At 52.7% G+C, this 22,644-nt stretch carries 19 protein-coding genes; 15 read left to right on the plus strand and 4 right to left on the minus strand.

Features of this window, described 5'->3' with window-relative positions; all coding sequences use genetic code 11:
• Positions 1 to 11 precede the first annotated feature (11 nt).
• Positions 12 to 1,355 carry a DRTGG domain-containing protein gene (locus GOM71_RS00730; RefSeq protein ID WP_156277369.1) on the plus strand — a complete coding sequence of 448 codons (1,344 nt, stop codon included), beginning with the start codon at positions 12 to 14 and terminating at the stop codon, positions 1,353 to 1,355.
• An 81-nt stretch (positions 1,356 to 1,436) separates the two neighbouring features.
• On the opposite strand, the gene GOM71_RS00735 is transcribed toward GOM71_RS00730, so the two are convergent.
• From GOM71_RS00735 to GOM71_RS00745, 3 genes are all read right to left on the minus strand, one after another.
• The gene (locus GOM71_RS00735) at positions 1,437 to 1,733 is read right to left on the minus strand and encodes a YtpI family protein (protein WP_156277371.1); all 297 of its coding nucleotides are present in this window, start codon (positions 1,731 to 1,733) and stop codon (positions 1,437 to 1,439) included.
• A gap of 125 nt (positions 1,734 to 1,858) precedes the next feature.
• Positions 1,859 to 2,371, minus strand: coding sequence for a sporulation membrane protein YtrI (locus GOM71_RS00740; protein WP_156277373.1), 513 nt, complete (start codon positions 2,369 to 2,371; stop codon positions 1,859 to 1,861).
• Between the two features lie 3 nt (positions 2,372 to 2,374).
• A complete protein-coding gene (locus GOM71_RS00745; RefSeq protein ID WP_156277375.1) occupies positions 2,375 to 2,701 on the minus strand; it encodes a YtrH family sporulation protein in 327 nt (108 codons plus the stop codon).
• A gap of 125 nt (positions 2,702 to 2,826) precedes the next feature.
• Between GOM71_RS00745 and GOM71_RS00750 the strand changes: the two genes are divergently transcribed.
• The 9 genes from GOM71_RS00750 (at position 2,827) to GOM71_RS00790 (ending at position 14,509) form a co-directional block, all read left to right on the plus strand.
• Positions 2,827 to 6,498: a DNA polymerase III subunit alpha gene (locus GOM71_RS00750; protein ID WP_156277377.1), complete on the plus strand. Its 3,672-nt coding sequence runs from the start codon at positions 2,827 to 2,829 to the stop codon at positions 6,496 to 6,498.
• Positions 6,499 to 6,694: 196 nt separating this feature from the next.
• Positions 6,695 to 7,180: a phosphatidylglycerophosphatase A family protein gene (locus GOM71_RS00755; RefSeq protein WP_156277379.1), complete on the plus strand. Its 486-nt coding sequence runs from the start codon at positions 6,695 to 6,697 to the stop codon at positions 7,178 to 7,180.
• 106 nt (positions 7,181 to 7,286) lie between these two features.
• Positions 7,287 to 7,475 (plus strand): glutamate decarboxylase, encoded by a 189-nt coding sequence (locus GOM71_RS00760; RefSeq protein WP_156277381.1) that lies wholly within the window; start codon positions 7,287 to 7,289, stop codon positions 7,473 to 7,475.
• A 42-nt stretch (positions 7,476 to 7,517) separates the two neighbouring features.
• Positions 7,518 to 8,408, plus strand: coding sequence for an acetyl-CoA carboxylase, carboxyltransferase subunit beta (gene accD / locus GOM71_RS00765; protein ID WP_367649408.1), 891 nt, complete (start codon positions 7,518 to 7,520; stop codon positions 8,406 to 8,408).
• Positions 8,398 to 9,465 carry an acetyl-CoA carboxylase carboxyltransferase subunit alpha gene (locus tag GOM71_RS00770; RefSeq protein ID WP_156277385.1) on the plus strand — a complete coding sequence of 356 codons (1,068 nt, stop codon included), beginning with the start codon at positions 8,398 to 8,400 and terminating at the stop codon, positions 9,463 to 9,465. Before accD ends, GOM71_RS00770 begins: the two co-directional genes overlap by 11 nt.
• Before the next feature lie 94 nt (positions 9,466 to 9,559).
• Positions 9,560 to 11,314 (plus strand): pyruvate kinase, encoded by a 1,755-nt coding sequence (pyk, locus tag GOM71_RS00775; protein WP_156277387.1) that lies wholly within the window; start codon positions 9,560 to 9,562, stop codon positions 11,312 to 11,314.
• Positions 11,315 to 11,426: 112 nt separating this feature from the next.
• Complete coding sequence (locus tag GOM71_RS00780; protein WP_156277389.1) at positions 11,427 to 11,912, plus strand: acyl-CoA thioesterase; 486 nt, start codon at positions 11,427 to 11,429, stop codon at positions 11,910 to 11,912.
• A gap of 57 nt (positions 11,913 to 11,969) precedes the next feature.
• Complete coding sequence (locus tag GOM71_RS00785) at positions 11,970 to 12,362, plus strand: FxsA family protein (RefSeq protein ID WP_156277391.1); 393 nt, start codon at positions 11,970 to 11,972, stop codon at positions 12,360 to 12,362.
• 83 nt (positions 12,363 to 12,445) lie between these two features.
• Positions 12,446 to 14,509 (plus strand): RNA degradosome polyphosphate kinase, encoded by a 2,064-nt coding sequence (locus GOM71_RS00790; RefSeq protein WP_156277393.1) that lies wholly within the window; start codon positions 12,446 to 12,448, stop codon positions 14,507 to 14,509.
• Here GOM71_RS00790 and GOM71_RS00795 read toward each other — a convergent pair.
• Complete coding sequence (locus GOM71_RS00795) at positions 14,500 to 16,029, minus strand: Ppx/GppA phosphatase family protein (protein WP_156277395.1); 1,530 nt, start codon at positions 16,027 to 16,029, stop codon at positions 14,500 to 14,502. The genes GOM71_RS00790 and GOM71_RS00795 overlap by 10 nt on opposite strands.
• Positions 16,030 to 16,352: 323 nt before the next feature.
• Here GOM71_RS00795 and citZ point away from each other — a divergent pair, with 323 nt between their 5' ends.
• The 5 genes from citZ to GOM71_RS00820 all read left to right on the plus strand — a co-directional run bounded on the left by citZ (position 16,353) and on the right by GOM71_RS00820 (position 22,638).
• Positions 16,353 to 17,465 (plus strand): citrate synthase, encoded by a 1,113-nt coding sequence (gene citZ / locus GOM71_RS00800; protein WP_156277397.1) that lies wholly within the window; start codon positions 16,353 to 16,355, stop codon positions 17,463 to 17,465.
• 126 nt (positions 17,466 to 17,591) lie between these two features.
• Positions 17,592 to 18,887 carry an NADP-dependent isocitrate dehydrogenase gene (gene icd / locus GOM71_RS00805; protein WP_156277399.1) on the plus strand — a complete coding sequence of 432 codons (1,296 nt, stop codon included), beginning with the start codon at positions 17,592 to 17,594 and terminating at the stop codon, positions 18,885 to 18,887.
• A 36-nt stretch (positions 18,888 to 18,923) separates the two neighbouring features.
• Positions 18,924 to 19,865, plus strand: coding sequence for a malate dehydrogenase (gene mdh, locus GOM71_RS00810; protein WP_156277401.1), 942 nt, complete (start codon positions 18,924 to 18,926; stop codon positions 19,863 to 19,865).
• 111 nt (positions 19,866 to 19,976) lie between these two features.
• Positions 19,977 to 22,145 carry a DNA helicase RecQ gene (gene recQ / locus GOM71_RS00815; RefSeq protein ID WP_156277403.1) on the plus strand — a complete coding sequence of 723 codons (2,169 nt, stop codon included), beginning with the start codon at positions 19,977 to 19,979 and terminating at the stop codon, positions 22,143 to 22,145.
• Between the two features lie 73 nt (positions 22,146 to 22,218).
• Positions 22,219 to 22,638: a hypothetical protein gene (locus GOM71_RS00820; protein WP_156277405.1), complete on the plus strand. Its 420-nt coding sequence runs from the start codon at positions 22,219 to 22,221 to the stop codon at positions 22,636 to 22,638.
• The last annotated feature ends 6 nt before the right edge of the window (positions 22,639 to 22,644 follow it).

Below are 22,644 nucleotides of genomic sequence, written 5' to 3' on the forward strand. Positions count from 1 at the left end.
AGGGACGGATCTTGGAATCAACTGGTTCCGGCGCAGATACAGGGACAAAGCGTGAGCAAATTTTGCATCATATACAGGAATTGAAAATCGGCACCCGTATTTCCGTGCGGGCAATTGCCAAAGAGCTGGGCGTAAGCGAAGGGACTGCTTATAAGGCGATTAAAGAAGCGGAAAATTCCGGGCTTGTCAGCACGAAGGAGCGGATCGGCACCGTACGGATCGACCGGAAGCGCAGGGAAGCGCTTGACCAGCTTACATTCGGAGAGGTAGCCGACATCGTCGAGGGCCGGCTGTTCGGAGGAGCGGGGGGACTTGATAAGACGCTGCATAAATTTGTGATCGGCGCGATGGAGCTCGATGCGATGCTGCGTTATATCGATGAAGGGAGCCTGCTGATTGTCGGCAACCGATCCAACGCGCATCGCCGCGCTCTTGAGCAAGGCGCTGGCGTTCTGATTACCGGCGGCTTTGAACCGAGCGACGAGGTAAGAGCGCTGGCCGACGAGAAGGCGCTGCCGATCATTTCGTCTCGTCACGACACGTTTACCGTTGCTTCGATGATCAACCGTGCGATGTATGACCGATTAATTAAACGGAAAATTATGCTGATCGAGGATTTGATGACGTTCAGCAAGCCTGCGGACGTTATGCGGGCGGAAAATACGATGGATGATTTCCAGCGGCTTGTGAAAGAAACCGGGTATTCGCGCTTTCCGGTTGTCGATGACCGCGGCCGCGTAATTGGCATGATGACGGCGAAGGATGCGTACGGATCGCCGGATTCGTACACGGTTGACAAGCTGATGTCCCGGCATCCGATAACGGCCGCGCCGAATATAACGGTAACGTCTGCGGCGCATACGATGGCGGCGGAGGGCATCGATCTATTGCCGATCGTTGACCGCCATCGCAAGCTGCTCGGCGTAATTACGCGCCGAGAAGTGCTTGATGCGATGCGGTTCGCCGGCAAACAGCCGGAGTCGGGCGAGACGTTTGAAGATTTGATGTGGACGGGCTTCATTGCAGAGGATGATGCGGAAGGGTTTCCGCGATACCGCGGCGTCATGACGCCGCAAATGTCAGGTCCGCTCGGTATGGTATCCGAGGGAGTTCTTGTCACCTTGATGTCGCAAGCAGGCCGGCGGATGATTCGCGATACGGGCAAGCGCGACTATCTAATCGACGTAATGACCGCTTATTTCGTCCGTCCGGTGCAAATCGACGGCGAAATTACGATTGTGCCGCGAGCGATGGAAATGAGCCGGAAGTCGACAAAGCTTGAAATCGAAGTGCTCGATTCGAACGGCTTGGCGGCTAAAGCGATGATGACCGCGCAAATGATCGATTCCTATTAAGGTGAATGTGAATGATGATACAACAGGGGCATCCCGCTTGCGTCAGGCAATGACGCGGGGGAGATGCCCCTGTTTGCTCATTTATTGTTGCATCGTCCGATAGATGCTGTGGTTGCGCAGACCGGCAAATAAATTAAATAAGCCGATTACGAGAAACAAAGAGCCAATCACGATGCGGGCTGTCGACTCGTTTGAGAGAAACAGCTGGACGCCGGCGATGAAGACTAGCATGAGACCCATGCACATATTCATTCGCGATGCGTTCAAGCCGCGTACGCGCGTATTGGCAGAACGGCGGGATTTAAAGCTGAACAGAACAGTCAGCGCCAGCGTAATGATGATGCCCGGCGCAAACACGAATTGCAATAGCGAGTCCATTAAGGAAGAACACCTCTTGACATTAGAATCTTTGAGATCTGCTCAAAGTCACTTTTTTGTAGAATCTAAACATCACTGCAGCTATTGTAGCATGTTCGGCGGTAATTCGGAAATAACAGAGCCGGTCAGGAAGGCGGGCGCTCGTAAGCTCGAACCTTGACCCATACGGTGAGCACATTATCAACGACGAGCATCGTATTGATATCGACGGTATAGCTTTTCTCCAGAACGTCAGAGTATATTTTTTGACTAAGCAGCTTGCGGGCGAATTGGGCGTCTGTGTCGATTTCGTAAATGCTCTTGCCAATATAGACGGACAAATCCTTTTTGATCCGCAGCAAAAGCTCCTTCTCGGTCACTTTATCGAGAACGGGCTTTTCTTTTTCTCCGGCTTCCGCTTCAATTCGGAGAACAACGCTTTTGATGACGGTATGCTGGTTGTTGAGCTCTTTTAAGCTTTGGATATCGTTTTCGTATTGAACCAACCTGACCTCCAAATCCTTTTTTAGGCTGACAAGCGACTCGAACTGCGCCTGGAAAAGCGAGTGGTATACTGCAGCGCCGACGACCATGCCGACTAATAAAACGCCGAGGCTCTGCATTGCCCGAACATATTTATCGAATTGCGGCACGCGCATAGGCTATGCCGCTCCTTTGCATACGAGCTTTACGAGCTCGGTGCCCATGTGCGCGCCAAGAAATGCGGCTGCGATATAGCCGATCTGCAGAGCGGCCGGCGATAAATGGCCGGACGAAAGGTTGCTTTCGATGACTCTCATCGGATCAATCGAGCCTCCGACAGCTGCTACTATCGCCCATATTTTTAAGTTGGCGGCCGTACTGACCATCATCGTTGCCGGGGGCATAAGCAAAAAGATCGAGCCGATGCCGGCTAGCATCGAGCCGCCCAGGACAACGCCGAATGCGATAAAGAAATCGAGCCCTGCTTTTGCTAGAAAATAGTTCAAGAACTGCACCTGCCTTTAACAATTTGCTGGATGGAGCCTGTCTACTACCATTCTATGGGCGGGTATGCGGCGATTATGATAAAATAGAAACAGAGAAAAGCTGAAGCGGAGAGGAAGAATTCGGGATGAACGGCATCGATAGCAGTGAACAGTCATCATTCGTGCATTTGCACGTCCATAGCGAATACAGCCTGCTCGACGGAGCCGCCCGTATCCGCGATTTGGCGGCCAGAGCGGCGAGTCTTGGGATGAAGGCGCTTGCGTTGACCGATCACGGCGTCATGTATGGCGCGATTCCCTTTTATCGGGCGTGTGCTCAGCAGGGCATTAAGCCGATCATCGGCTGCGAAATGTATTACACAGCGGGCTCCAGGTTCGAGAAAGGTACCCGCAAGGAAAATCCGATCTACCATTTAATTTTGCTAGCGAAGAACGAGACGGGCTATCGCAACTTGATGAAGCTCAGTTCGATTGCGCATTTGGAAGGCTTTCATTACAAGCCTCGCATTGACATGGAGTCGCTTGCGGCTCATGCGGAAGGGCTTATCTGTCTTAGTTCTTGCCTGCACGGCGAAATATCTCAGCATTTGCTCCATGACCGGAGTGAGGAAGCGCGTGCCGCTGCATTGCGTTATAAAGCTGTTTTTGGCGACGATTTTTATTTGGAGCTGCAGGATCACGGAATGCTGGAGCAGAAAAAGGTCGCCGTTTCAATGATTGCATTGGCGGCAGAGACCGGCATTAAGCTGGCCGCCACTAACGATGTGCATTATCTGGCTCCCGAGGATGCTGAAGTGCAGGATGTGCTCCTTTGCATCGGAACGGGCAAGTCGGTTGATGACCCCGACCGCATGCGGATGAACACCGATCAGCTGTATATGAAAAGCGGCGAGGAGATGGAGCGGTTGTTCCGTCATGTGCCGGAGGCGATTGCCCATACGGCTGAAATCGCGGACAAAATCAGCTTCGAGCTGACGTTCGGACGGGCTGCGCTGCCGGCTTTTCATCCGGTTCCTGAGCGGCTGTCCTCGGCGGACTACCTGGCGCAGCTCTGCCGTGAAGGGCTTGTCTCCCGGTACTCGTTGCTGGAGCAGTGGTCGGACGGAACGGATTTCCGGCGACTCGCAGAGGAGCGGCTTGCTTATGAGCTGTCGGTTATCGAGAATATGGGCTTTAGCGATTATTTTCTTATCGTTTGGGATTTCATCCGATTCGCGCATGAACAGGGCATCCGCACAGGTCCCGGACGGGGTTCGTCGGCCGGCAGCCTCGTGGCGTATACGCTGCGCATAACGGATGTCGATCCGTTGAAATACAAGCTGCTCTTTGAGCGCTTTCTTAATCCCGAACGGATAACGATGCCGGATATTGATATCGACTTTAACGACGAGCGCCGTGATGAAGTCATTGCGTACGTGGCGGAGAAATACGGCGAAGACCATGTCGCGCAAATTATTACGTTCGGCACAATGGCGGCAAAGGCCGCTGTGCGCGACGTCGGACGGGCGATGAACGTGCCGTTCGCCGAGGTGGATCGGGCAGCCAAGCTCATTCCGAATCAGCTCGGCATTACGCTCGAGGAGGCGCTGCGGCAAAGCGAAGCTCTGCGTGAAGCATGCGAGCGCCAGCCCAAAACCGATGCGCTGCTGAAGATGGCGCTTAAGGTGGAAGGGATGCCGCGCCATGCGTCGACGCACGCGGCCGGCGTCATTATTTCCGGAGGGCCGTTAACCGACTACGTTCCGCTGCAATCGGGCGGCGAGCGGTCCGTGCTGACGCAATATTCGATGGAGCATTTGGAGGCGATCGGCCTTCTCAAAATGGATTTTCTCGGGCTGCGCACGCTCTCGATTTTGGAGCGGACGCTTGGCTGGGTGAAGCAGCAGTACGGAGTCCATATCGATTTTCGGACGATTTCCGATAATGATCGGTTAACGTATGAAATGCTCGGGCGCGGCGATACGATGGGCATTTTCCAATTGGAGTCGACAGGCGTCCGCCGCGTGCTGCGGGAGATGAAGCCGTCCGATTTCGAGGATATCGTCTCGGTGCTGGCGTTGTATCGTCCGGGTCCGATGGAGTTTATCCCGAAATATATTCAAGGAAAACATGGCGATATTCAAGTGGAATACCCGCATCCGACGCTTGAGCCGATTTTGGCCGATACGTACGGCATCATCGTCTATCAGGAGCAAATTATGCAAATTGCTTCTCGAATGGCGGGCTTTTCACTCGGCGAAGCCGATTTGCTGCGGCGCGCGGTATCGAAGAAAAAGCGCGAGGTGCTTGACGAGCAGCGCTCGCATTTTGTCCAGGGAAGCCTGAGCCAAGGCTATGCGGAGGAAGATGCGAACCTAGTGTATGACATGATCGTCCGATTTGCCGATTACGGTTTTCCGCGCGCCCATGCCGCAGCTTACGGCGTGCTGGCTTTCCAGACCGCTTGGTTGAAAGCCCATCACCCCGTTCCGTTTATGGCGGCGATGCTCGCTTCGGTAACCGGCAATCAGCGCAAAACAGCGGAGTATGTGGATGAATGCCGCCGCATGGGGATCGGCGTGCTGCCCCCCGATGTCAACGAAAGCGGCGTGACGTTTACGCCGGTGGAAGGGGCGGTCCGCTTCGGGCTTGCCGCGGTGAAAAACGTCGGTACGCAAGCGATCGAAGCGCTGGAGAGGGAACGCGCCGAGCAGCCGTTTGAAAGTCTGCTGGACCTGTGCCGCCGCGTTGATTTGCGCGTCGTCAACAAGCGGGTGCTTGAATCACTGATTCAAGCCGGCGCGCTGGATTCGCTGCCCGGACACCGCGCGCAGCAGCTTGCCGCGCTGGATGAAACCGTAGAAGCTGCGCTTAAATGGCGCAAAGAGCGCGAGGAATTGCAAATCGAGCTGTTCGGTTTCGACGAGGTGCAAAACTGGGATATCGAAATGCCTGATATTCGGCCTTATACGACAGGAGAACAATTGGAGCTGGAGCGCGAGCTGCTTGGCCTCTATTTGTCCGGCCACCCGCTTGATGCCGCGGAGGAGCTTCTTGCTCCGCTTAGCTTGGATCGTCTCGTCGATCTGGCTGAAGCTCCGGAAGGCGCAGGCTCCGTAGCGGGCTTGCGCATCGTGTCGTTAAAGCCGTTTACGAACAAAAAAGGCAATGCGATGGGCTTTTTGGAACTTGAAGATCGAATCATGCGTGTGGAAGCGGTAGTTTTTCCGGCTGTGTGGAAGCGGGTCTCGGATAAGCTTGAGAAGGGCGGACTTGCGATTGTATCGGCAACGGTACAGCATCAGGAGGAGGAATTGAAGCTTATCGTCGAGGATGTGCTGCCGATTGGCGGAGAGGCGGCGCCGGGTCTGGCTGATCGAGTGCGGCAGATGCGCCGTCAGCTGGCGTCCCGCGCAGCGCGGACCGCTTCGCCGCAATCGCAATTGCAATTGCAGTCTAAGCCTCAGCCAGAGCAACGGTCCCGGCCATATTCGGGGTCCGGGGAGAGGCGTACAGTGGAGACAGCTACTGAACGGCAAACGGAAACGGCGGAGCGCAAGCCGGCTTCTGCTGCTCCGCGCCAGCGACAGCAGCAGCGCGTGTATATTAAAATCAGCGCTGCAACCGAGCAGTCGGGCGCGCTTGAACGACTTCAGGCGCTGCTCGCCGGTCATTCAGGAGCGCTCAATACGGTGCTGTTCTATGAACGCAATCAGAAGCTGATTGCGCTAAGCGATATGTATAAAGTGAAGCCGTCGCCGGAGCTGTTCGCGGCGATCGAGGAGCTGCTCGGCGCAGGAACAGTAGCGGTCAAGTAAGCTATTGACTGCCGCCTGGTCGGCAACAGCCAAACCGGCCTGTCCGATTTATTTTCAATCTTATGCACAACTTGCCGTACTCCCGCATACATTTGAGATACAAACGGCAAAGGGCGAATGCTGCCAGAGACAGCAGCCCTGTACCGGCCGACTACGCCCAAGACAGGACGTACAAGCATATGCGGGAGGGATGGACATGACGTCCGGAATCGAGAATTGGCTGTTGAAGCGCGGAGTCAGCGTAGACGATATTGCGGAGATCGTATATTCGCTGCAGAGGCCCTATAATGCGGATCTCACAATTGCGCAATGTACGGAAAGCGTGCTAGCGGTACTTGGCAAGCGCGAGGTGCAATATGTGCTGTTTACGGGCATCGCGCTCGATGAGCTGGCGGAACGGAGACTGCTGCCGGAGCCGCTTCAAGCCATAATGGAAACCGACGAGTCGCTTTATGGCGTCGATGAGACGCTGGCGCTCGGCATTACGAATGTATACGGCATGATTGGCTTGACGAGTTTCGGCTATTTGGATAAAGTTAAGCCCGGAATCATTCGTCAATTGAATTTAAAAGGCGAGAAAATTCATGTCTTTCTCGACGATCTGGTTGCGGGTCTGGCCGCCGCGGCATCGGCTAGAATCGCGCATCAGGACCCAAAAGCGCAACGATATGATTTGCCGTAATCCCTATGATTATGATATGATGATGAGATCATATGGCCTGTTGCCGACGTCTTTAGCGCTCCTTGCACTTAAGGCGTCCGGCGCAACGTTTTCAGGGGGTTCCATAATGTGGACGGTCATTTACATCGCACCAACCGCTAAAATCGCGGAGAACATCAAGAAGCGGCTTACGGAAGAAGGATTTCTCGTAAAGGTCCGTCCTGTTAATCTGTCTAAACAGCAATATGAGATCTTGGTTCCATCAGGTGAACTGGAGGAAGTGCAGGAAGTTTTTAATTCCATCATGCAGCCATAGTGGACAGCCATATACTATTGCGCCTTGAGAGGTGTCGTTACTGTGCAAATTAAGGATTTATTTTCGAAAAAGAAGTATGCGACCATTCCTTCGGGAGCAGCGCCGGCTGCCGAACGCCCGAAGCGGGACATTCCCGAGGGTCTAATGAATAAGTGCTCCAAATGCGGCAATATTCAATACAGTAAAGAATTGGATAAAAACTTGAAAGTGTGCTCGTCATGCGGGCATCATTACCGTCTGAACGCTTGGGAACGGATCGGAATGACGCTAGATGACGGGCGTTTGTATGAGTACGACGCCGATATGGTATCGGTCGATCCGCTTTCGTTTCCCGGTTATGCGGGCAAGCTGAAGCAGCAGCACGAGAAAAACCCGAATCTCAATGATGCGGTCGTCACAGGCGAAGGAGCAATCGGCGGATTCCCGGTCGTCGTCTGCGTCATGAGCTTTGATTTCTTTAGCGGAAGCATGGGCTCGGTCGTCGGGGAGAAAATTACGAGAGCGATCGAGTCGGCTCATAGTAAAGGGCTGCCGCTCATTATTTTCTCGACATCCGGCGGAGCGCGCATGCAAGAGAGCATTCTAAGCTTGATGCAGATGGCGAAAACAAGCGCGGCGCTCGCGAAATTCCAAGGAGCGGGCGGCCTGTTCATCTCGGTATTTACAGATCCGACGATGGGTGGCGTATCGGCGAGCTTTGCAAGCCTGGGCGATTTCAATTTGGCCGAGCCTGGCGCGCTGGTCGGTTTTGCCGGCCGTATCGTTATCGAGCAAACGATTCGCCAGAAGCTGCCTGATAACTTCCAAACGGCTGAATTCAATTTGCAGCATGGACAGCTCGATATGGTCGTCCATCGCAAAGATATGAAGCAAATGCTGACTAAATTGCTCGATATGCACGTTGTAAGGGAGGGGATGACTCATGGCGGGTGATCAAAAGCTTCCGTTCGAGAAGCCGCTCAGCGATTTGCGCGATAAAATCAAGACGCTGCAAACGTTGGCTGAAAGCAACGGCATGGACTTCTCGGAAGAAATAATGCGTCTTGAAGAACGCTGCAAGCAGCTTGAAGAAGAGCTGTACAGCGAAATGACGCCTGCGCAAAAAATGCATGTGGCGCGTCATCATCAGCGTCCGACCTCGCTTGATTTCATTCAAGCGATTTTTACTGATTTTATCGAATTGCACGGCGACCGCCTGTTCGCCGACGATCTGGCGATCGTAGGCGGCTTGGCTAAGCTGAACGGCATGCCTGTAACCGTTATCGGGCATCAACGGGGCAAGGATACGCGCGACAACATCGCCCGTTTCTTTGGCAGCCCCCATCCGGAAGGCTTCCGCAAAGCGCTCCGGCTTATGCAGCAGGCTGACAAATTCAAGCGTCCCATTATTACGTTCATTGATACGAAGGGCGCTTATCCCGGCAATACGGCCGAGGAACGCGGCCAGTCGGAAGCGATTGCGCGCAACTTGAGAGAAATGGCCGGCTTTGGCGTTCCGATCGTGTGCGTCGTTATCGGCGAAGGCGGCAGCGGCGGAGCGCTTGCGCTTGGCGTAGGCAACCGTGTGCTCATGCTGGAAAATGCGATTTATTCCGCTATTTCACCAAACGGCGCGGCGTCGATTCTGTGGAAGGATGCTTCCAAAGCGGACGTTGCGGCCGAGGCTATGAAAATTACGGCTAAAAATTTGCTCGAATTTCAGGTCATCGAAGAAATTGTTCCGGAGGCGCAAGGCGGGGCGCATCGCGACCTCGACTTTACTGCGGAGCACCTGAAAGAAATGCTGTGGCGTCATGTGCAGGAGCTGCTCAAGCTTTCGCCGCAGGAGCTGATTGAGGACCGTTACCATAAATTCCGCAAAATCGGCGAGTTTCGAATTGCCGAGCCTGCAAAAGAAGTGAAGCAGCCTGACGAAGAGCAAGCCGGCGGTCAATCGCGGCAAGCGGCTGAGGACGTTAAAGACAGCGTGACCGAGTCTGCGCAGGTCTAAAGGGAGCTCCCAGCTAATTTTGCTGTACAAGCTGCGTCGAATATTGTAACTTTAATTTTGATAAATGTAAGATTTAACGGAGGAAACGAAACCAATGCGCAAAACGAAAATCGTATGTACAATAGGACCTTCCAGCGAATCGCTGGAAAACACGAAAAAGCTTATTAAAGCAGGCATGAACGTTGCCCGTCTGAACTTCTCGCACGGCGACTTCGAAGAGCACGGCAACCGCATCAAGAACATTAAGCTGGCCAACGAGGAGCTGGGTACTTCCGTAGCGATTCTCCTGGATACGAAAGGTCCAGAGATTCGTCTCGGCAAGCTTAAAGAAGAGCCGATCGAACTGATTCAAGGCGAAGTGATTGCGTTGACTACGGAAGAGATTCTTGGCGACAAGAACCGCATTCCTGTTACTTACGGCAACTTGCCTAACGATGTGACTGTCGGCTCGACGATTCTGATCGACGACGGCTTGATCGGTTTGACGGTTGAAGAAGTAAAAGGCACGGAAATTGTTTGCCGTATCGTAAACAGCGGTCCAATTAAAAGCAAAAAAGGCGTTAACGTTCCAGGCGTTCACATCTCGCTTCCAGGCATCACGGAAAAAGATGCGAACGACATCATTTTCGGCATCGAGCAAGGCATCGATTTCATCGCTGCTTCGTTCGTCCGCAAAGCGAGCGACGTGCTTGAAATCCGCGAGCTGCTGGAGCGCCACAACGCTAGCCATATTCAAATCATTTCCAAAATCGAAAACCAGCAAGGCGTTGACAATCTCGATGAAATTCTTGAATTGTCCGACGGCCTGATGGTTGCCCGCGGCGACCTTGGCGTAGAAATTCCTGCTGAAGAAGTGCCTTTGGTTCAAAAAGAAATGATCGCGAAATGTAACCGCGCTGGCAAGCCGGTTATTACAGCAACTCAAATGCTTGATTCGATGCAACGCAACCCGCGTCCGACTCGTGCTGAAGCGAGCGACGTTGCGAATGCGATATTCGACGGCACGGATGCGATCATGTTGTCCGGCGAAACGGCTGCCGGCAAATACCCGGTCGAATCGGTTCAAACGATGGCCCGCATCGCTGAACGCGCGGAAGCGGCGCTTGAATACCGCGAAATTTTCAAAAAGCAAGCTGATGCACAACAAACGACGGTTACGGAAGCAATCAGCCAAGCGGTTGCCAACTCCGCTTTGGATTTGAACGCTAAAGCGATCGTTACTTCGACGCAAAGCGGCTTTACGGCTCGCATGGTGTCGAAATATCGTCCGAAATCGCCAATTATTGCGGTTACGAACGATGTGAAGGTGATGAAGCGTCTTGCGCTTATTTGGGGCGTAACGCCGGTACTCGGCTCGAATGCTGAAACGACAGACGAAATGGTTGAAATCGCTGTTGCCGGCGCGCAAAGCACTGGCCTGATCAGCCTTGGCGATACGATCGTTATTACAGCAGGCGTGCCAGTAGGCCGCTCCGGAACGACGAACCTGATCAAAATTCATCATATCGGCGAGCTTCTTGCGCAAGGACAAGGCATCGGCAGCCAAACAGCTACGGGCAAAGTCGTTGTTGCGCGCACGCCTGAAGAAGCTAATGCAAAAATGACAAAAGGCGCGATTCTCGTTACGGTATCGACGGATCGTGAATATATGCCTGCTTTCGAACAAGCGGCGGCAGTCATTACAGAGCAAGGCGGCATTACGAGCCATGCGGCTGTATGCGGAATTAACCTCGGCATTCCGGTTATTCTTGGCGTTAACAATGCGACTGAGCTGCTGGTAGACGGAACGGAAGTAACGCTTTACGGCGAAACTGGCGTTATTTACTCCGGTCAATCCAAAGTGATGTAATTCAAATTAAATATTTTCTACGAACAGTAGAACGGACAAAAGCGAGGATGCGGAGCATCGTCGCTTTTGTTCAACCTATTAGGCGATTTACAGTGCAAGGAGCGATTCGATCATGCCGGAGCAAAGTGAGCCGTCGCGGTGGTATGTCCATCCCCTCAGGGTAAGATATCAAGAGACCGATCAGATGGGCGTCGTTTTTCACGGAAATTATGTGACCTGGTTTGAGATAGGGCGGACAGAGCTGATTCGCACGGCAGGTGTCGATTATAAATCAATCGAGCGGGAAGGCTTGCTGCTTCCTGTCGTCGATCTGCAGTGCCGATTTGAAACGCCTGCCCGTTATGACGATAAAGTAATTGTGTGTACGCGCGTATCGGAATTTTCGCCGGTCCGCCTTGCCTTCGAATCCCAGATCAGAAGAGTTGATGACGAGCATTGGCGGGCCGATATTTACGAAACGGAGCGGCAATTGCCTGGGGCAAAGCTTGTAAGCGGAGGCACGCGCCACGTATGGGTGAATGACCGTTTTCGTCCGGCGCGGCTGGATAAAGTCATGCCTCAGCTATATGAGCTGCTTCATTCTATTGCGTTAAAGTAAGCAGTGGTCAGCGAAGTGAATGCGCTTCGGTTTGAGCACTATTTAGGAGGATGCTTAATGGCTAAATGGATTATTGCAGCTGTCATTATCATTCCGTTTATCGAATTGTGGGGTATCGTCCAATCTGCTGACTGGATCGGCGGCTGGAACACGTTTAGCCTGCTGGTGCTCATCAGCTTGCTTGGAGCTTATTTAGCACAGGCCGAAGGGCGAAAGGTATGGTTTGAAGCGCAGCGCCTTATGGGACAGGGGCAAATTCCCGGCATGATGCTGCTCGACGGGCTATGCGTGCTGGCAGGCGGCGTGCTGCTGTTCATACCGGGATTTTTCAGCGATATTGTCGGAATTACGCTGTTGCTTCCATTTACAAGGCCTTGGTATCGGCAACGGCTGCTCAATTGGCTGGAAAAAAGGATGCGCAGCGACAATTTCACGATAAGAAAGTGGTAATTTTTACTTCATATTTACAATTCATTAACATACCTATAATAGTCATCCTGCATAATAGGGACAAATTAGGGAGGCGTCCTTTCATGAACAAGCAACTGTCCCACTATGTGAACCGGGATTTAAGCTGGATCGAATTTAATCGAAGAGTGCTGCAAGAAGCTCAGGATTTAAACAATCCGCTGCTGGAACGGGTTAAATTTTTGGCGATCGTGTCGAGCAATCTTGATGAGTTTATGAGCGTTAGAGTAGCCGGCATACAGGACCAGCTTCGCGCAGGCTATACGAAAATCGATTTTACCGGATATACGCCTGCCGGCTTATGGAAACGGCTTATCAAGCGAACGACGCAAATGGTTCAGGATCAATATAAAACTTATCGCGAAGTATTCCGTTCTCTAGGGAAGGAAGGCATCGCGATTCGCGAGTTTGAAGAGCTGAACGCGAGCCAGAAGAAGACGGTGTCCGAATATTTTCACGAAATTGTGTTTCCGGTATTAACGCCGATGGCTGTTGACCAGAGCAGACCGTTTCCGTTATTACATACGAAAGAGCTTTATTTGTCTGTTCTGCTTAAACGGGAGGACGATCCGGAGGATGAGGAGCCGCTGTTTGCCATCGTGCAAGTGCCTTCGATTTTGCCGCGATTCGTGCCTGTTCCCGGACGCATTAACAGCAAGAAAACCGAATTTGTTCTGCTTGAAGAACTTATAGAGCAATTTATCGATACGTTATTTAACGGTTATATGACATTCGCTGTGCATCCTTTCCGATTGACGCGCAATGCCGATCTTTCGCTGAATGAGGATGGAGCGGAAGATTTGCTTGAAGAGATTGAGAAGGAGCTTCGCAGAAGGCGCTGGGGCGTTCCCGTCCGTCTGGAAGTCGATCGCGGCATGCATCCGTATTCGCTTGAGCTGCTTAAGGAAGAGCTCGAAATCGAGGACAACTTAATTGAAATTGACGGGCCTTTGGACTTAAGCTTTTTGATGAAATTTGCCCATGCGGTGCCGGGTTACGATAATTTGCGCTATGAGAAAACGGAGCCTATATATCCGCAAGAATTCGATGAGACGGACGATATGTTCGAAGTCATTCGCCAGCGCGATGTGCTTATGTACCATCCGTATGAATCGTTTGAAGCTGTAAATGATTTTGTTATGCAGGCGGCATATGACAACGATGTGTTGGCGATCAAAATGACGCTTTACCGGGTAAGCGGCCATTCTGCGCTCGTGCAGGCTTTGGCGAAAGCGGCGGAATCGGGCAAGCAAGTGACGGTCGTTGTGGAGCTGAAAGCGAGGTTTGACGAGGAGCGCAATATTGCATGGGCGCGCCAGCTTGAAAAAGCGGGCTGCCACGTCGTATACGGACTCGTTGGACTAAAGACACATGCCAAAATTATGCTTGTCGTAAGGCGTGAGCAAGGAACGCTGCGCCGTTACGTTCATGTCGGCACGGGCAATTATAACGACAGCACCGCAACGCTGTATACCGATATCGGGTTGTTTACGTCGCATCCGATCATCGGCGGCGATGCTTCTGCGTTATTTAATGAAGTGACGGGATATTCCTCCCCGTACGACTGGAAGGCGTTCGGCGTCGCGCCGACCGATCTGAAGGAAAAGCTGTTCCGCTTGATCGACAGGGAACGGAATAATGCGCTTGCCGGACTTCCGGCTCGCATCGTTGCGAAGATGAACTCGCTGTCGAATCAGGAGATGATCGATAAGCTGTACGAAGCTTCCGCTGCCGGCGTGAAGATCGAGCTGATCGTTCGCGGCGTATGCTGTTTGCGGCCGGGCGTGCTGGGAAGAAGCGAGAACATAAAGGTGATAAGCATCGTTGACCGTTATTTGGAGCATGCGCGAGTCATGTATTTCCACAACAACGGTGACGAGGAAGTGTATTTGTCTAGCGCGGATTGGATGACGCGGAACTTGACGAGACGCATCGAGCTGATGTGCCCGGTATTTGATCCGGACTTGCGCCGTGCGCTGATCAATATGCTGCAGCTCAACTTGAACGACAACGTCAAATCACGTGAGCTGCAGCCGAATGGTTCGTATGTTCGAGTGCAAAATGATATGCTTCCGTTCCGGAGCCAGTTTGCAGCGCGAGCGATTCCGCAATGGAAGAACTACATGTAGTCGGAAACGCATAATTGCGGGGCGACGCCCCATTGCTTTTTGAAGTCGGCGGCCAGTCCGTCGACTTCTCTTTTTTCCAGCGTCAGCGAGCCGTTGAATCGAACCGGATGCAGCAGCATCTGATTCGATTTGCATTCGGTTTCCAGCCTGCCGATTGCTTGCGTTTCGCTGCGGTCCAGCGCTGCGGACAGCTGCAGCAGCATGCCAAGCTTGTAGATCGCTTCGAAGTCGGAATCGTTAAGCAGCTCTTTGTATTCAGCCAGCTGCTGACGGACGCGGCTTTTGCTTTTATAGGATGCGATTGCCGCAATCATCAAAATTTCGCGATGCGACAAACCGTTCAGATGCGAATTGACAATTAAATAAAACGTGTGCTTCGCGTAGTCGTAATAATCGATGGACGCGCCGATGCGAAACAGGCTCGAAGCGGCGTCCAGCAGCAGCCGTTCGCGTCCGGCAAACAAATGGATCGGCCGTAATTCATCATAGAGCTGAAGCGCTAACCGGTTTACTTGCATCGTATGCTGCGGCGGAGCAGCCTGATGAAGCGCGCTAATGTTCTGCACGCTGAAAGACAGCGGGTCTTGATGCCTTGGCCTTCCCGGAAAGCGTGTTGCATGGAACAAGCCGTCTCGCAGGCCGGAGCCGCAAATGCGGTAATGAGTCGTTTTCAGACTGCGGAACAGCACGCGAAGCACGGCAATGCCCGGCACGATTACGTCCGCACGATCCTTGGACAAGCCGGGAAACTTCCGCCGCTTATCGAGCGGCGTGTTGAAAAGCTCGGTGAACAGTTCATCCACCGCTGATCCCGTTAACGGATAGTTATGCGTCTGGGAGAACGGATATTTAACCGCCGCTTGATGGATTTTGCCGAGCGCGCGCGCCGTTCCGCCTACGCCGATAAGAGGCAGGCCGGGAGAAGCGGTCAGCCAGCCGGCTGACTTGACAACTTCGGCAACCATTCGTTCAAGAGATTGAAGCCCCTCGGCGTTCAGCTCCCCTTTGCCGGCGAAGCGGCGGTGCAGGCTGACGCATCCGAATGGAAACGAAATGGAGCGGACGAGCTCGCGTCCTCGAAACAGTGAAACTTCCGTACTGCCGCCGCCAATGTCGACAAGAAAGCCGTCATGCACATCCATGGCGTTGATCATGCCGAGAAATCCGAAGGAAGCTTCGTCTTCTCCAGAAAGCAGCTCGACTTCAAAGCCGCATTCGGAACGGATCGCAGAAAGCACTTCCTGCTGGTTTGTTGCGTTGCGGATGGCGGCGGTGGCTACAGCGCGCACATGGCCAACCTGGTTATGAGCGCAAATAAGGCGAAAATGATTGAGTGTCGCAAAAAGCTCGACGAGCGCTTCACGGGTTAGGGCGCCGTTGTCGTCGATGCGTTCGCTAAGCCGCGCAGGCCGTTTGCCTCCGTCGATTACGCGATGCGCCCCGCCGGCTGTTCTTTCGTAAATAACGAGCCTGACGGAGTTGGAGCCTATGTCAATAATGCCGATCCGGTTTTCTGTCATGAGTGGATCCTCCGCGCAAGTTGAATTTCATATTTCATTATTTTAACACAATCGTCTAAAGGGAGCATGCATGTAAAAAAAGATACTTTTTACGTTTCTTAATCATGATTATTTTTTCCTGCAATAGGGAAAAATGCAGCAGTGCGCGCGTAGTCGAACCTAATGGTGAAAAAAACATTTATGGCGTCGATAAAGCAATTTTATGTGCGGATTTGTTCACTTCACTAGCGAAATCAATTATGATTAATAGCGAGAAGATTGACTCGAATCCAAATATATTTCGTGTTATATTTGACAATGTATAAGTTAAAGGAGAGAGAACGATGACAGCTACTAAAGGTCTTGAAGGCATTGTTGCCGCAGCTTCGTCCATCAGTTCCATCATTGATGGCGTATTGACATATCGCGGTATTAATATCGATGATCTTGCAGAACATGCAACATTTGAAGAGGTCGCTTACCTGCTTTGGTACGGTAAACTTCCTAATCGTTCCGAGCTTGGCGAGCTGCAGAAGAAATTGGATCAATATGCGGCTATTCCTGAGCAAGTGATCCAGCAAATCAAGTTGTATCCGCAAAATTCCAACTCGATGGCTGCGCTTCGCACAGCGATTTCGAGCTTGGCTCTGTATGATCCTTCCGCTAACGATATGACGCCAGAAGCGAATCAGCTGAAAGCGATTAAGCTGCAAGCGCAATTGCCGACTGTTGTCGCAGCTTTTTCCCGCATTCGCGAAGGCAAAGAGCCTATTGCTCCTAAACAAGGCGTTTCCATCGCTTACAACTTCCTTTACATGCTGACAGGCCAAGAGCCTGAGCAAGTAGCTGTAAAAGCGCTTGACCAAGCGCTTGTGCTGCATGCCGACCACGAGCTGAACGCTTCGACGTTCGCTGGCCGCGTTACAGTCGCAACGCTCTCCGACATTTATTCCGGCGTGACTTCCGCAATCGGCGCTTTGAAAGGCCCTCTGCACGGCGGCGCAAACGAAGCGGTTATGGTTATGCTTGAAGAGATCGGTTCGCTTGACAACGTTGAAAGCTACATCAGCAGCGCGCTTGCGAACAAGCAAAAAATTATGGGCTTCGGCCATCGCGTCTACAAAGACGGCGACCCTCGCGCTAAGCATCTCCAGAAGATGTCCCGCGAGCTGGGCAAACTGACAGGCAATATGGAGCTGTACGAAATGTCGATCAAGATCGAAGAGCTGGTAACGGGCCAGAAAGGTCTGAAACCAAACGTCGATTTCTACTCGGCATCGGTCTACACGACGCTGGGCATTCCTCGCGACCTGTTCACGCCGATTTTTGCTATTAGCCGCGTATCCGGCTGGAGCGCGCACATTTTGGAGCAATACCAAGACAACCGCTTGATCCGCCCTCGCGCCGATTATGTCGGTCCAGTTAACGCAAAATACATTCCGATCGAGCAACGCTAATCGTTGCTGAGTCGGAGAAGCCGATAGCAGAGAACGGACAGGCGTTCGTTCTCCTTTTCTGCGGCACTTGGCATGAATGCCTTACTTATACCGCATTTTAAACCATACTTAGGAGGAACTAAACAAATGGCACAATTCGAAAAATACGCACTTCCAACTGAAGGCGAGCAAATTACGATCGACAACGGTGTACTGCAAGTACCTAACAACCCGATTATTCCTTTCATCGAAGGCGACGGCACAGGCCGCGACATCTGGCGCGCTTCGAAACGCGTTCTTGACGCTGCAGTAGAGAAAGCTTACGGCGGCAGCAAAAAAATCGCTTGGTACGAAGTGTTCGCAGGCGAAAAAGCATTCAACGAATACGGCGAGTGGCTGCCGGCTGATACGCTGACTGCAATCCGCGAATACATCGTTGCGATTAAAGGTCCGTTGACTACGCCAATCGGCGGCGGCATCCGTTCCCTGAACGTTGCGCTTCGCCAAGAGCTTGACCTGTACGTATGCTTGCGTCCAGTTCGTTACTTTGACGGCGTTCCTTCGCCGGTTAAACGCCCTGAGCTCGTTGACATGGTTATTTTCCGTGAAAATACAGAAGATATCTATGCCGGCATCGAGTATCAAGAAGGCTCCGAGCAAGTGAAAAAAGTAATCGCGTTCCTGCAAAACGAAATGGGCGTTAACAAAATCCGCTTCCCTGAAACTTCCGGCATCGGCATCAAGCCAGTATCCGCTGAAGGTTCGAAACGTCTGGCGCGCGCTGCGATCGAGTACGCGATCAAACATGGCAAAAAATCGGTTACGCTCGTTCACAAAGGCAACATCATGAAATTTACAGAAGGCGCGTTCAAAAACTGGGGCTACGAAGTGGCTGAGCAAGAGTTTGCAGCGCAAACGTTCACTTGGGGCCAATACGACCGCATTAAAGAAGCTGAAGGCGTAGACGCGGCTAACAAAGCGCAAGCAGACGCTGAAGCAGCGGGCAAAATCATCGTTAAAGATGCAATCGCCGACATCGCTTTGCAGCAAGTACTGACTCGCCCAACTGACTTTGACGTTATCGCAACGCTGAACCTGAACGGCGACTACCTGTCCGACGCTCTGGCTGCTCAAGTAGGCGGCATCGGCATCGCTCCAGGCGCGAACATCAACTACCTGACTGGCCATGCGATTTTCGAAGCAACACACGGTACGGCTCCTAAATATGCGGACAAAGACGTCGTTAACCCAGGTTCGGTAATCCTGTCCGGCGTTATGATGCTTGAGCATCTCGGCTGGCAAGAAGCGGCTGACCTGATCTACAAAGGTATGGAAACATCCATTAACAATAAAACGGTAACGTACGACTTTGCACGCCTGATGGAAGGCGCGACTGAAGTGAAGTGCTCCGCGTTTGCAGACGAAGTTATTAACAACATGTAGTTTTCTTCTCATTCGAACGGCAACGGAGGCATTCAAATGGCTATTAAACGAAGAAAAATTACAGTCGTTGGCGCTGGCTTTACCGGCGCTACGACTGCCCTGATGGCAGCCCAGAAGGAACTTGGCGACATTGTGCTCGTCGATATTCCGCAGCTGGAAAACCCAACGAAGGGTAAAGCATTGGATATGCTGGAATCAACTCCGGTTCAAGGAATTGATGCAAGCATAATCGGCACTTCGAGCTATGAAGATACGAGAGATTCCGACGTTGTCATCATTACGGCAGGCATTGCCCGCAAACCGGGCATGAGCCGCGATGATCTTGTGAACACGAATGCAGGCATTGTGAAATCAGTCTGTGAGAGCGTGAAAGCAACAAGCCCTAACGCTTATGTCATTATATTGAGCAACCCGGTTGACGCGATGACTTATGTCGCATATCAAGCGCTAGGTTTCCCTAAAAACCGCGTAATCGGCCAATCCGGCGTACTTGACACGGCTCGTTATTGCACGTTTATCGCACAAGAGCTGAACGTGTCGGTCGAGGACGTTCGCGGCTTCGTGCTTGGCGGCCACGGCGACGATATGGTGCCGCTTGTTCGATACTCCAACGTTGGCGGCATACCGATCGAGAAGCTGATTCCGGCTGACCGCATCGAAGCGATCGTCCAGCGCGCCCGCGTAGGCGGAGGGGAAATCGTCAACCTGCTTGGCAACGGCAGCGCTTATTATGCGCCTGCGGCATCGCTCGTACAAATGACGGAAGCGATTCTGAAGGACAAAAAGCGCATCTTGCCAGTTATCGCTTTGCTGGAAGGCGAATATGGCTACGAAGACTTGTTCATGGGCGTACCGACCGTCATTGGCGGCGACGGCATTGAGAAGGTCATCGAGCTGGATTTGACACCTGAAGAGAAAGCGGCGCTTGATAAATCCGCACAATCGGTGCGTAATGTCATTAAGATCGTAACGGCTTAACCGTTGAATAGACGAACATATTTGATTCGTTCGGGAGGACCCTGACAGCTCGCTGCAGGGTCTTCCTTCAGTATATAGACTTATTTTTTATACGGATCGGAGGGAAGATTGATGCTGCAGCAGGCTAGAGAAATGCTCAAAAAGGTGTACGGCTATAATTCCTTCCGCACAGGACAAGAGGACATCATATCCGGCATTTTGGAAGGCCGCGATACGCTGGCCATTTTGCCAACGGGCGGCGGCAAATCGGTCTGCTATCAAATTCCGTCGATGCTGCTGCCGGGGACGACACTCGTTATCTCGCCTCTTATCTCGCTTATGAAGGATCAGGTCGACACCTTGAACCGGCTAGGCGTTCCGGCTGCCTTTCTGAACAGTTCCCTAAGCGCGGGAGAGTACCGGGATGTGCTGCGGAACGCAATGAACGGCGGCTACAAGCTGCTGTACGTTGCTCCGGAGCGGCTTGACGCGCCAATGTTCGATTCTTTGTCGGAACAGTTGAACATCCCGCTTATCGCCATCGACGAAGCGCATTGCGTTTCCCAGTGGGGCCATGATTTCCGTCCAAGCTACCGTCAACTGGCCGGTTGGATCGGCAGGCTCGCGAATCGCCCGCTTGTCGCCGCCTTTACGGCGACGGCGACAAACGAAGTGGCCGAGGACATATCCGCGATGTTGGGCTTGCGCCAGCCGAACGTGTTTGTTACCGGATTTGCGCGGCCGAACCTGTCGTTGTCCGTCGTTAGCGGCACGGACAAAAAGCAGTTCCTCCACAAGTTTCTAGCCGAGCGGGAGGATCAGTCCGGCATCATTTATACGGCTACCCGTAAAGAAGCGGAGCAAGTAGAAGAGTTGCTAATCCGTAAAGGTATTGCTGCAGGAAAATATCACGGCGGCCTTTCCGATAACGATAGGGCTGCCGCACAAGAGAAATTCCGATTCGACGAGTTGCGCGTCATGGTTGCGACGAATGCTTTCGGAATGGGCATCGACAAGCCTAACGTTCGTTTTGTCGTCCACTGGCAAATGCCCGGCGACATCGAATCCTACTACCAGGAAGCGGGGCGCGCAGGACGCGACGGCGAGGAGAGCGAATGCGTGCTGCTGTTTGAGCCGGCGGACGTTCAAGTACAGCGTTTTCTGATTGAACAGGGAACCGGCGATACGGATCGGAAAAACATTCAGTTGAACAAGCTCTACACCATGATGAATTACAGCCGGACACAGCGCTGCCTGCAGCAGTTCATCGTTGACTATTTCGGCGAGAAAGGCGTTGAGCCTTGCGGCAAATGCAGCAGCTGTCTCGATAAGAGCGAGCTCGTCAATCGGACTTCGGAAGCGCAAAAGGCGCTTTCCTGCGTCGGGCGGATGAAAGGCCGCTTTGGCGTTACGATGGCGGCTAAAGTGCTTAAGGGCTCAAGGGACAAGCGTCTGCTTGAATTCGGCCTTGACCGGCTTACCACGTATGGGCTGTTCAATAATTGGCCGGAAAAAGAAATTGCCGACTGGCTGTATTGGCTCGTTGCCGAAGGCTATTTGCGAATGAGCGACGGCCAATATCCGACCGTATCGCTTGCGGCCAGCGCGTTGCCCGTGCTGGAGGGCAAAGAGCAGGTCATGCAGCGTTTGAGGACAACCGTCAAGCGCAGCGCTTCATCCGGAGGAGCAGTCGTCTCCTCGCCGATGTTCGAGGCGCTCAAGCAGTGGCGCAAAGAAACAGCGGCACGGGAAAATGTCCCGCCGTTTATGCTGTTTTTTGACTCGACTTTGAAAGAGCTGACCGACGCGCGGCCTGCGACAGAGGAGCAGTTGCTGCAAGTGAAAGGCATCGGCGGGGCAAAAGCGAGCAAATACGGAGCCGAGCTGCTGGCGATCATCGGGAAGTTTGCAGGCGAGTCCCCAGCGGAGACGGAACGCCAAGCGCAAGCATCGGTCTCTTCAGCGCGTACAGCATCCAATACGGCAGATGAAGGTCCGAGTCATTTGCTGTCGCTGCAGTTGTTCAACGCCGGTCTGTCGCCACAGGATGTCGCCAAGGAGCGCGGGCTAAGCCGCGTTACCGTTGAAGGACACATAATCCGCTGCGCGGAGGAAGGGCTTCAGCTCGATTGGAGCCGGATAATACCGGAGCAGTACGAGGAGCTCATTGCGAGGACGATTGAGGAGCTAAGCGCAGACAAGCTTCGTCCGATAAAGGATGCGCTGCCGGAGGAGGTGGATTACTTTGCGATCCACGGCGTGATCGCGAAGTATGGTTTTAAGGCGGCTCAAGGCGGATAACGCTTTCTTTTTGTAATTACAGCTTTCATTTAGTATACTTATTGCTAGAAAAACTTTGCTAGGAGGCAATATGATGGATTCAATTTTTTCGTTTTTGCATGTGCTCGGCGCAACGGGTATGGGATTTTATATCGTGCTCCCGTTCATGGTCGGCAGAGCGTCTAAACTGGCGGGCGGCGGCCAAAGCGGATTGGCGGACGGCCTTGTTGTCGCTAATCGGATTGCGCAGTATTTTTTAATCGTTCAGCTGTTGACGGGCGGTTATATGCTGTCGCAAAGCGACTATGCTGTCGCTTGGATGGTCATTATAACGGTTCTGTTCTTGGCAATCGCAGCGATTTCCGGAATTATGACGAAGCCGCTTAAACGGATTGTCAGCGCCATTCAAGATGGCAACAGCGCAACGTCGCACATTGCGAAAGCACGCGTATTCAGCTTAATCGTGCTTGTGCTGTACGTTGTTATTATTTACTTTATGAACAATCCGTTCTAGGCATCA

Source organism: Paenibacillus sp. NEAU-GSW1, assembly GCF_009737085.1.
Lineage (GTDB): Bacteria > Bacillota > Bacilli > Paenibacillales > Paenibacillaceae > Pristimantibacillus.

Excerpts from the sequence above, each read along its gene's own strand:
- GOM71_RS00735 (WP_156277371.1), bottom strand. The coding sequence starts at position 1,733 with ATGGACTCGCTATTGCAATTCGTGTTTGCGCCGGGCATCATCATTACG.
- GOM71_RS00740 (WP_156277373.1), bottom strand. The coding sequence starts at position 2,371 with ATGCGCGTGCCGCAATTCGATAAATATGTTCGGGCAATGCAGAGCCTC.
- GOM71_RS00750 (WP_156277377.1), top strand. The coding sequence starts at position 2,827 with ATGAACGGCATCGATAGCAGTGAACAGTCATCATTCGTGCATTTGCAC.
- GOM71_RS00755 (WP_156277379.1), top strand. The coding sequence starts at position 6,695 with ATGACGTCCGGAATCGAGAATTGGCTGTTGAAGCGCGGAGTCAGCGTA.
- GOM71_RS00760 (WP_156277381.1), top strand. The coding sequence starts at position 7,287 with ATGTGGACGGTCATTTACATCGCACCAACCGCTAAAATCGCGGAGAAC.
- GOM71_RS00770 (WP_156277385.1), top strand. The coding sequence starts at position 8,398 with ATGGCGGGTGATCAAAAGCTTCCGTTCGAGAAGCCGCTCAGCGATTTG.
- pyk (WP_156277387.1), top strand. The coding sequence starts at position 9,560 with ATGCGCAAAACGAAAATCGTATGTACAATAGGACCTTCCAGCGAATCG.
- GOM71_RS00780 (WP_156277389.1), top strand. The coding sequence starts at position 11,427 with ATGCCGGAGCAAAGTGAGCCGTCGCGGTGGTATGTCCATCCCCTCAGG.
- GOM71_RS00785 (WP_156277391.1), top strand. The coding sequence starts at position 11,970 with ATGGCTAAATGGATTATTGCAGCTGTCATTATCATTCCGTTTATCGAA.
- GOM71_RS00790 (WP_156277393.1), top strand. The coding sequence starts at position 12,446 with ATGAACAAGCAACTGTCCCACTATGTGAACCGGGATTTAAGCTGGATC.
- GOM71_RS00795 (WP_156277395.1), bottom strand. The coding sequence starts at position 16,029 with ATGACAGAAAACCGGATCGGCATTATTGACATAGGCTCCAACTCCGTC.
- citZ (WP_156277397.1), top strand. The coding sequence starts at position 16,353 with ATGACAGCTACTAAAGGTCTTGAAGGCATTGTTGCCGCAGCTTCGTCC.
- icd (WP_156277399.1), top strand. The coding sequence starts at position 17,592 with ATGGCACAATTCGAAAAATACGCACTTCCAACTGAAGGCGAGCAAATT.
- mdh (WP_156277401.1), top strand. The coding sequence starts at position 18,924 with ATGGCTATTAAACGAAGAAAAATTACAGTCGTTGGCGCTGGCTTTACC.
- recQ (WP_156277403.1), top strand. The coding sequence starts at position 19,977 with ATGCTGCAGCAGGCTAGAGAAATGCTCAAAAAGGTGTACGGCTATAAT.
- GOM71_RS00820 (WP_156277405.1), top strand. The coding sequence starts at position 22,219 with ATGGATTCAATTTTTTCGTTTTTGCATGTGCTCGGCGCAACGGGTATG.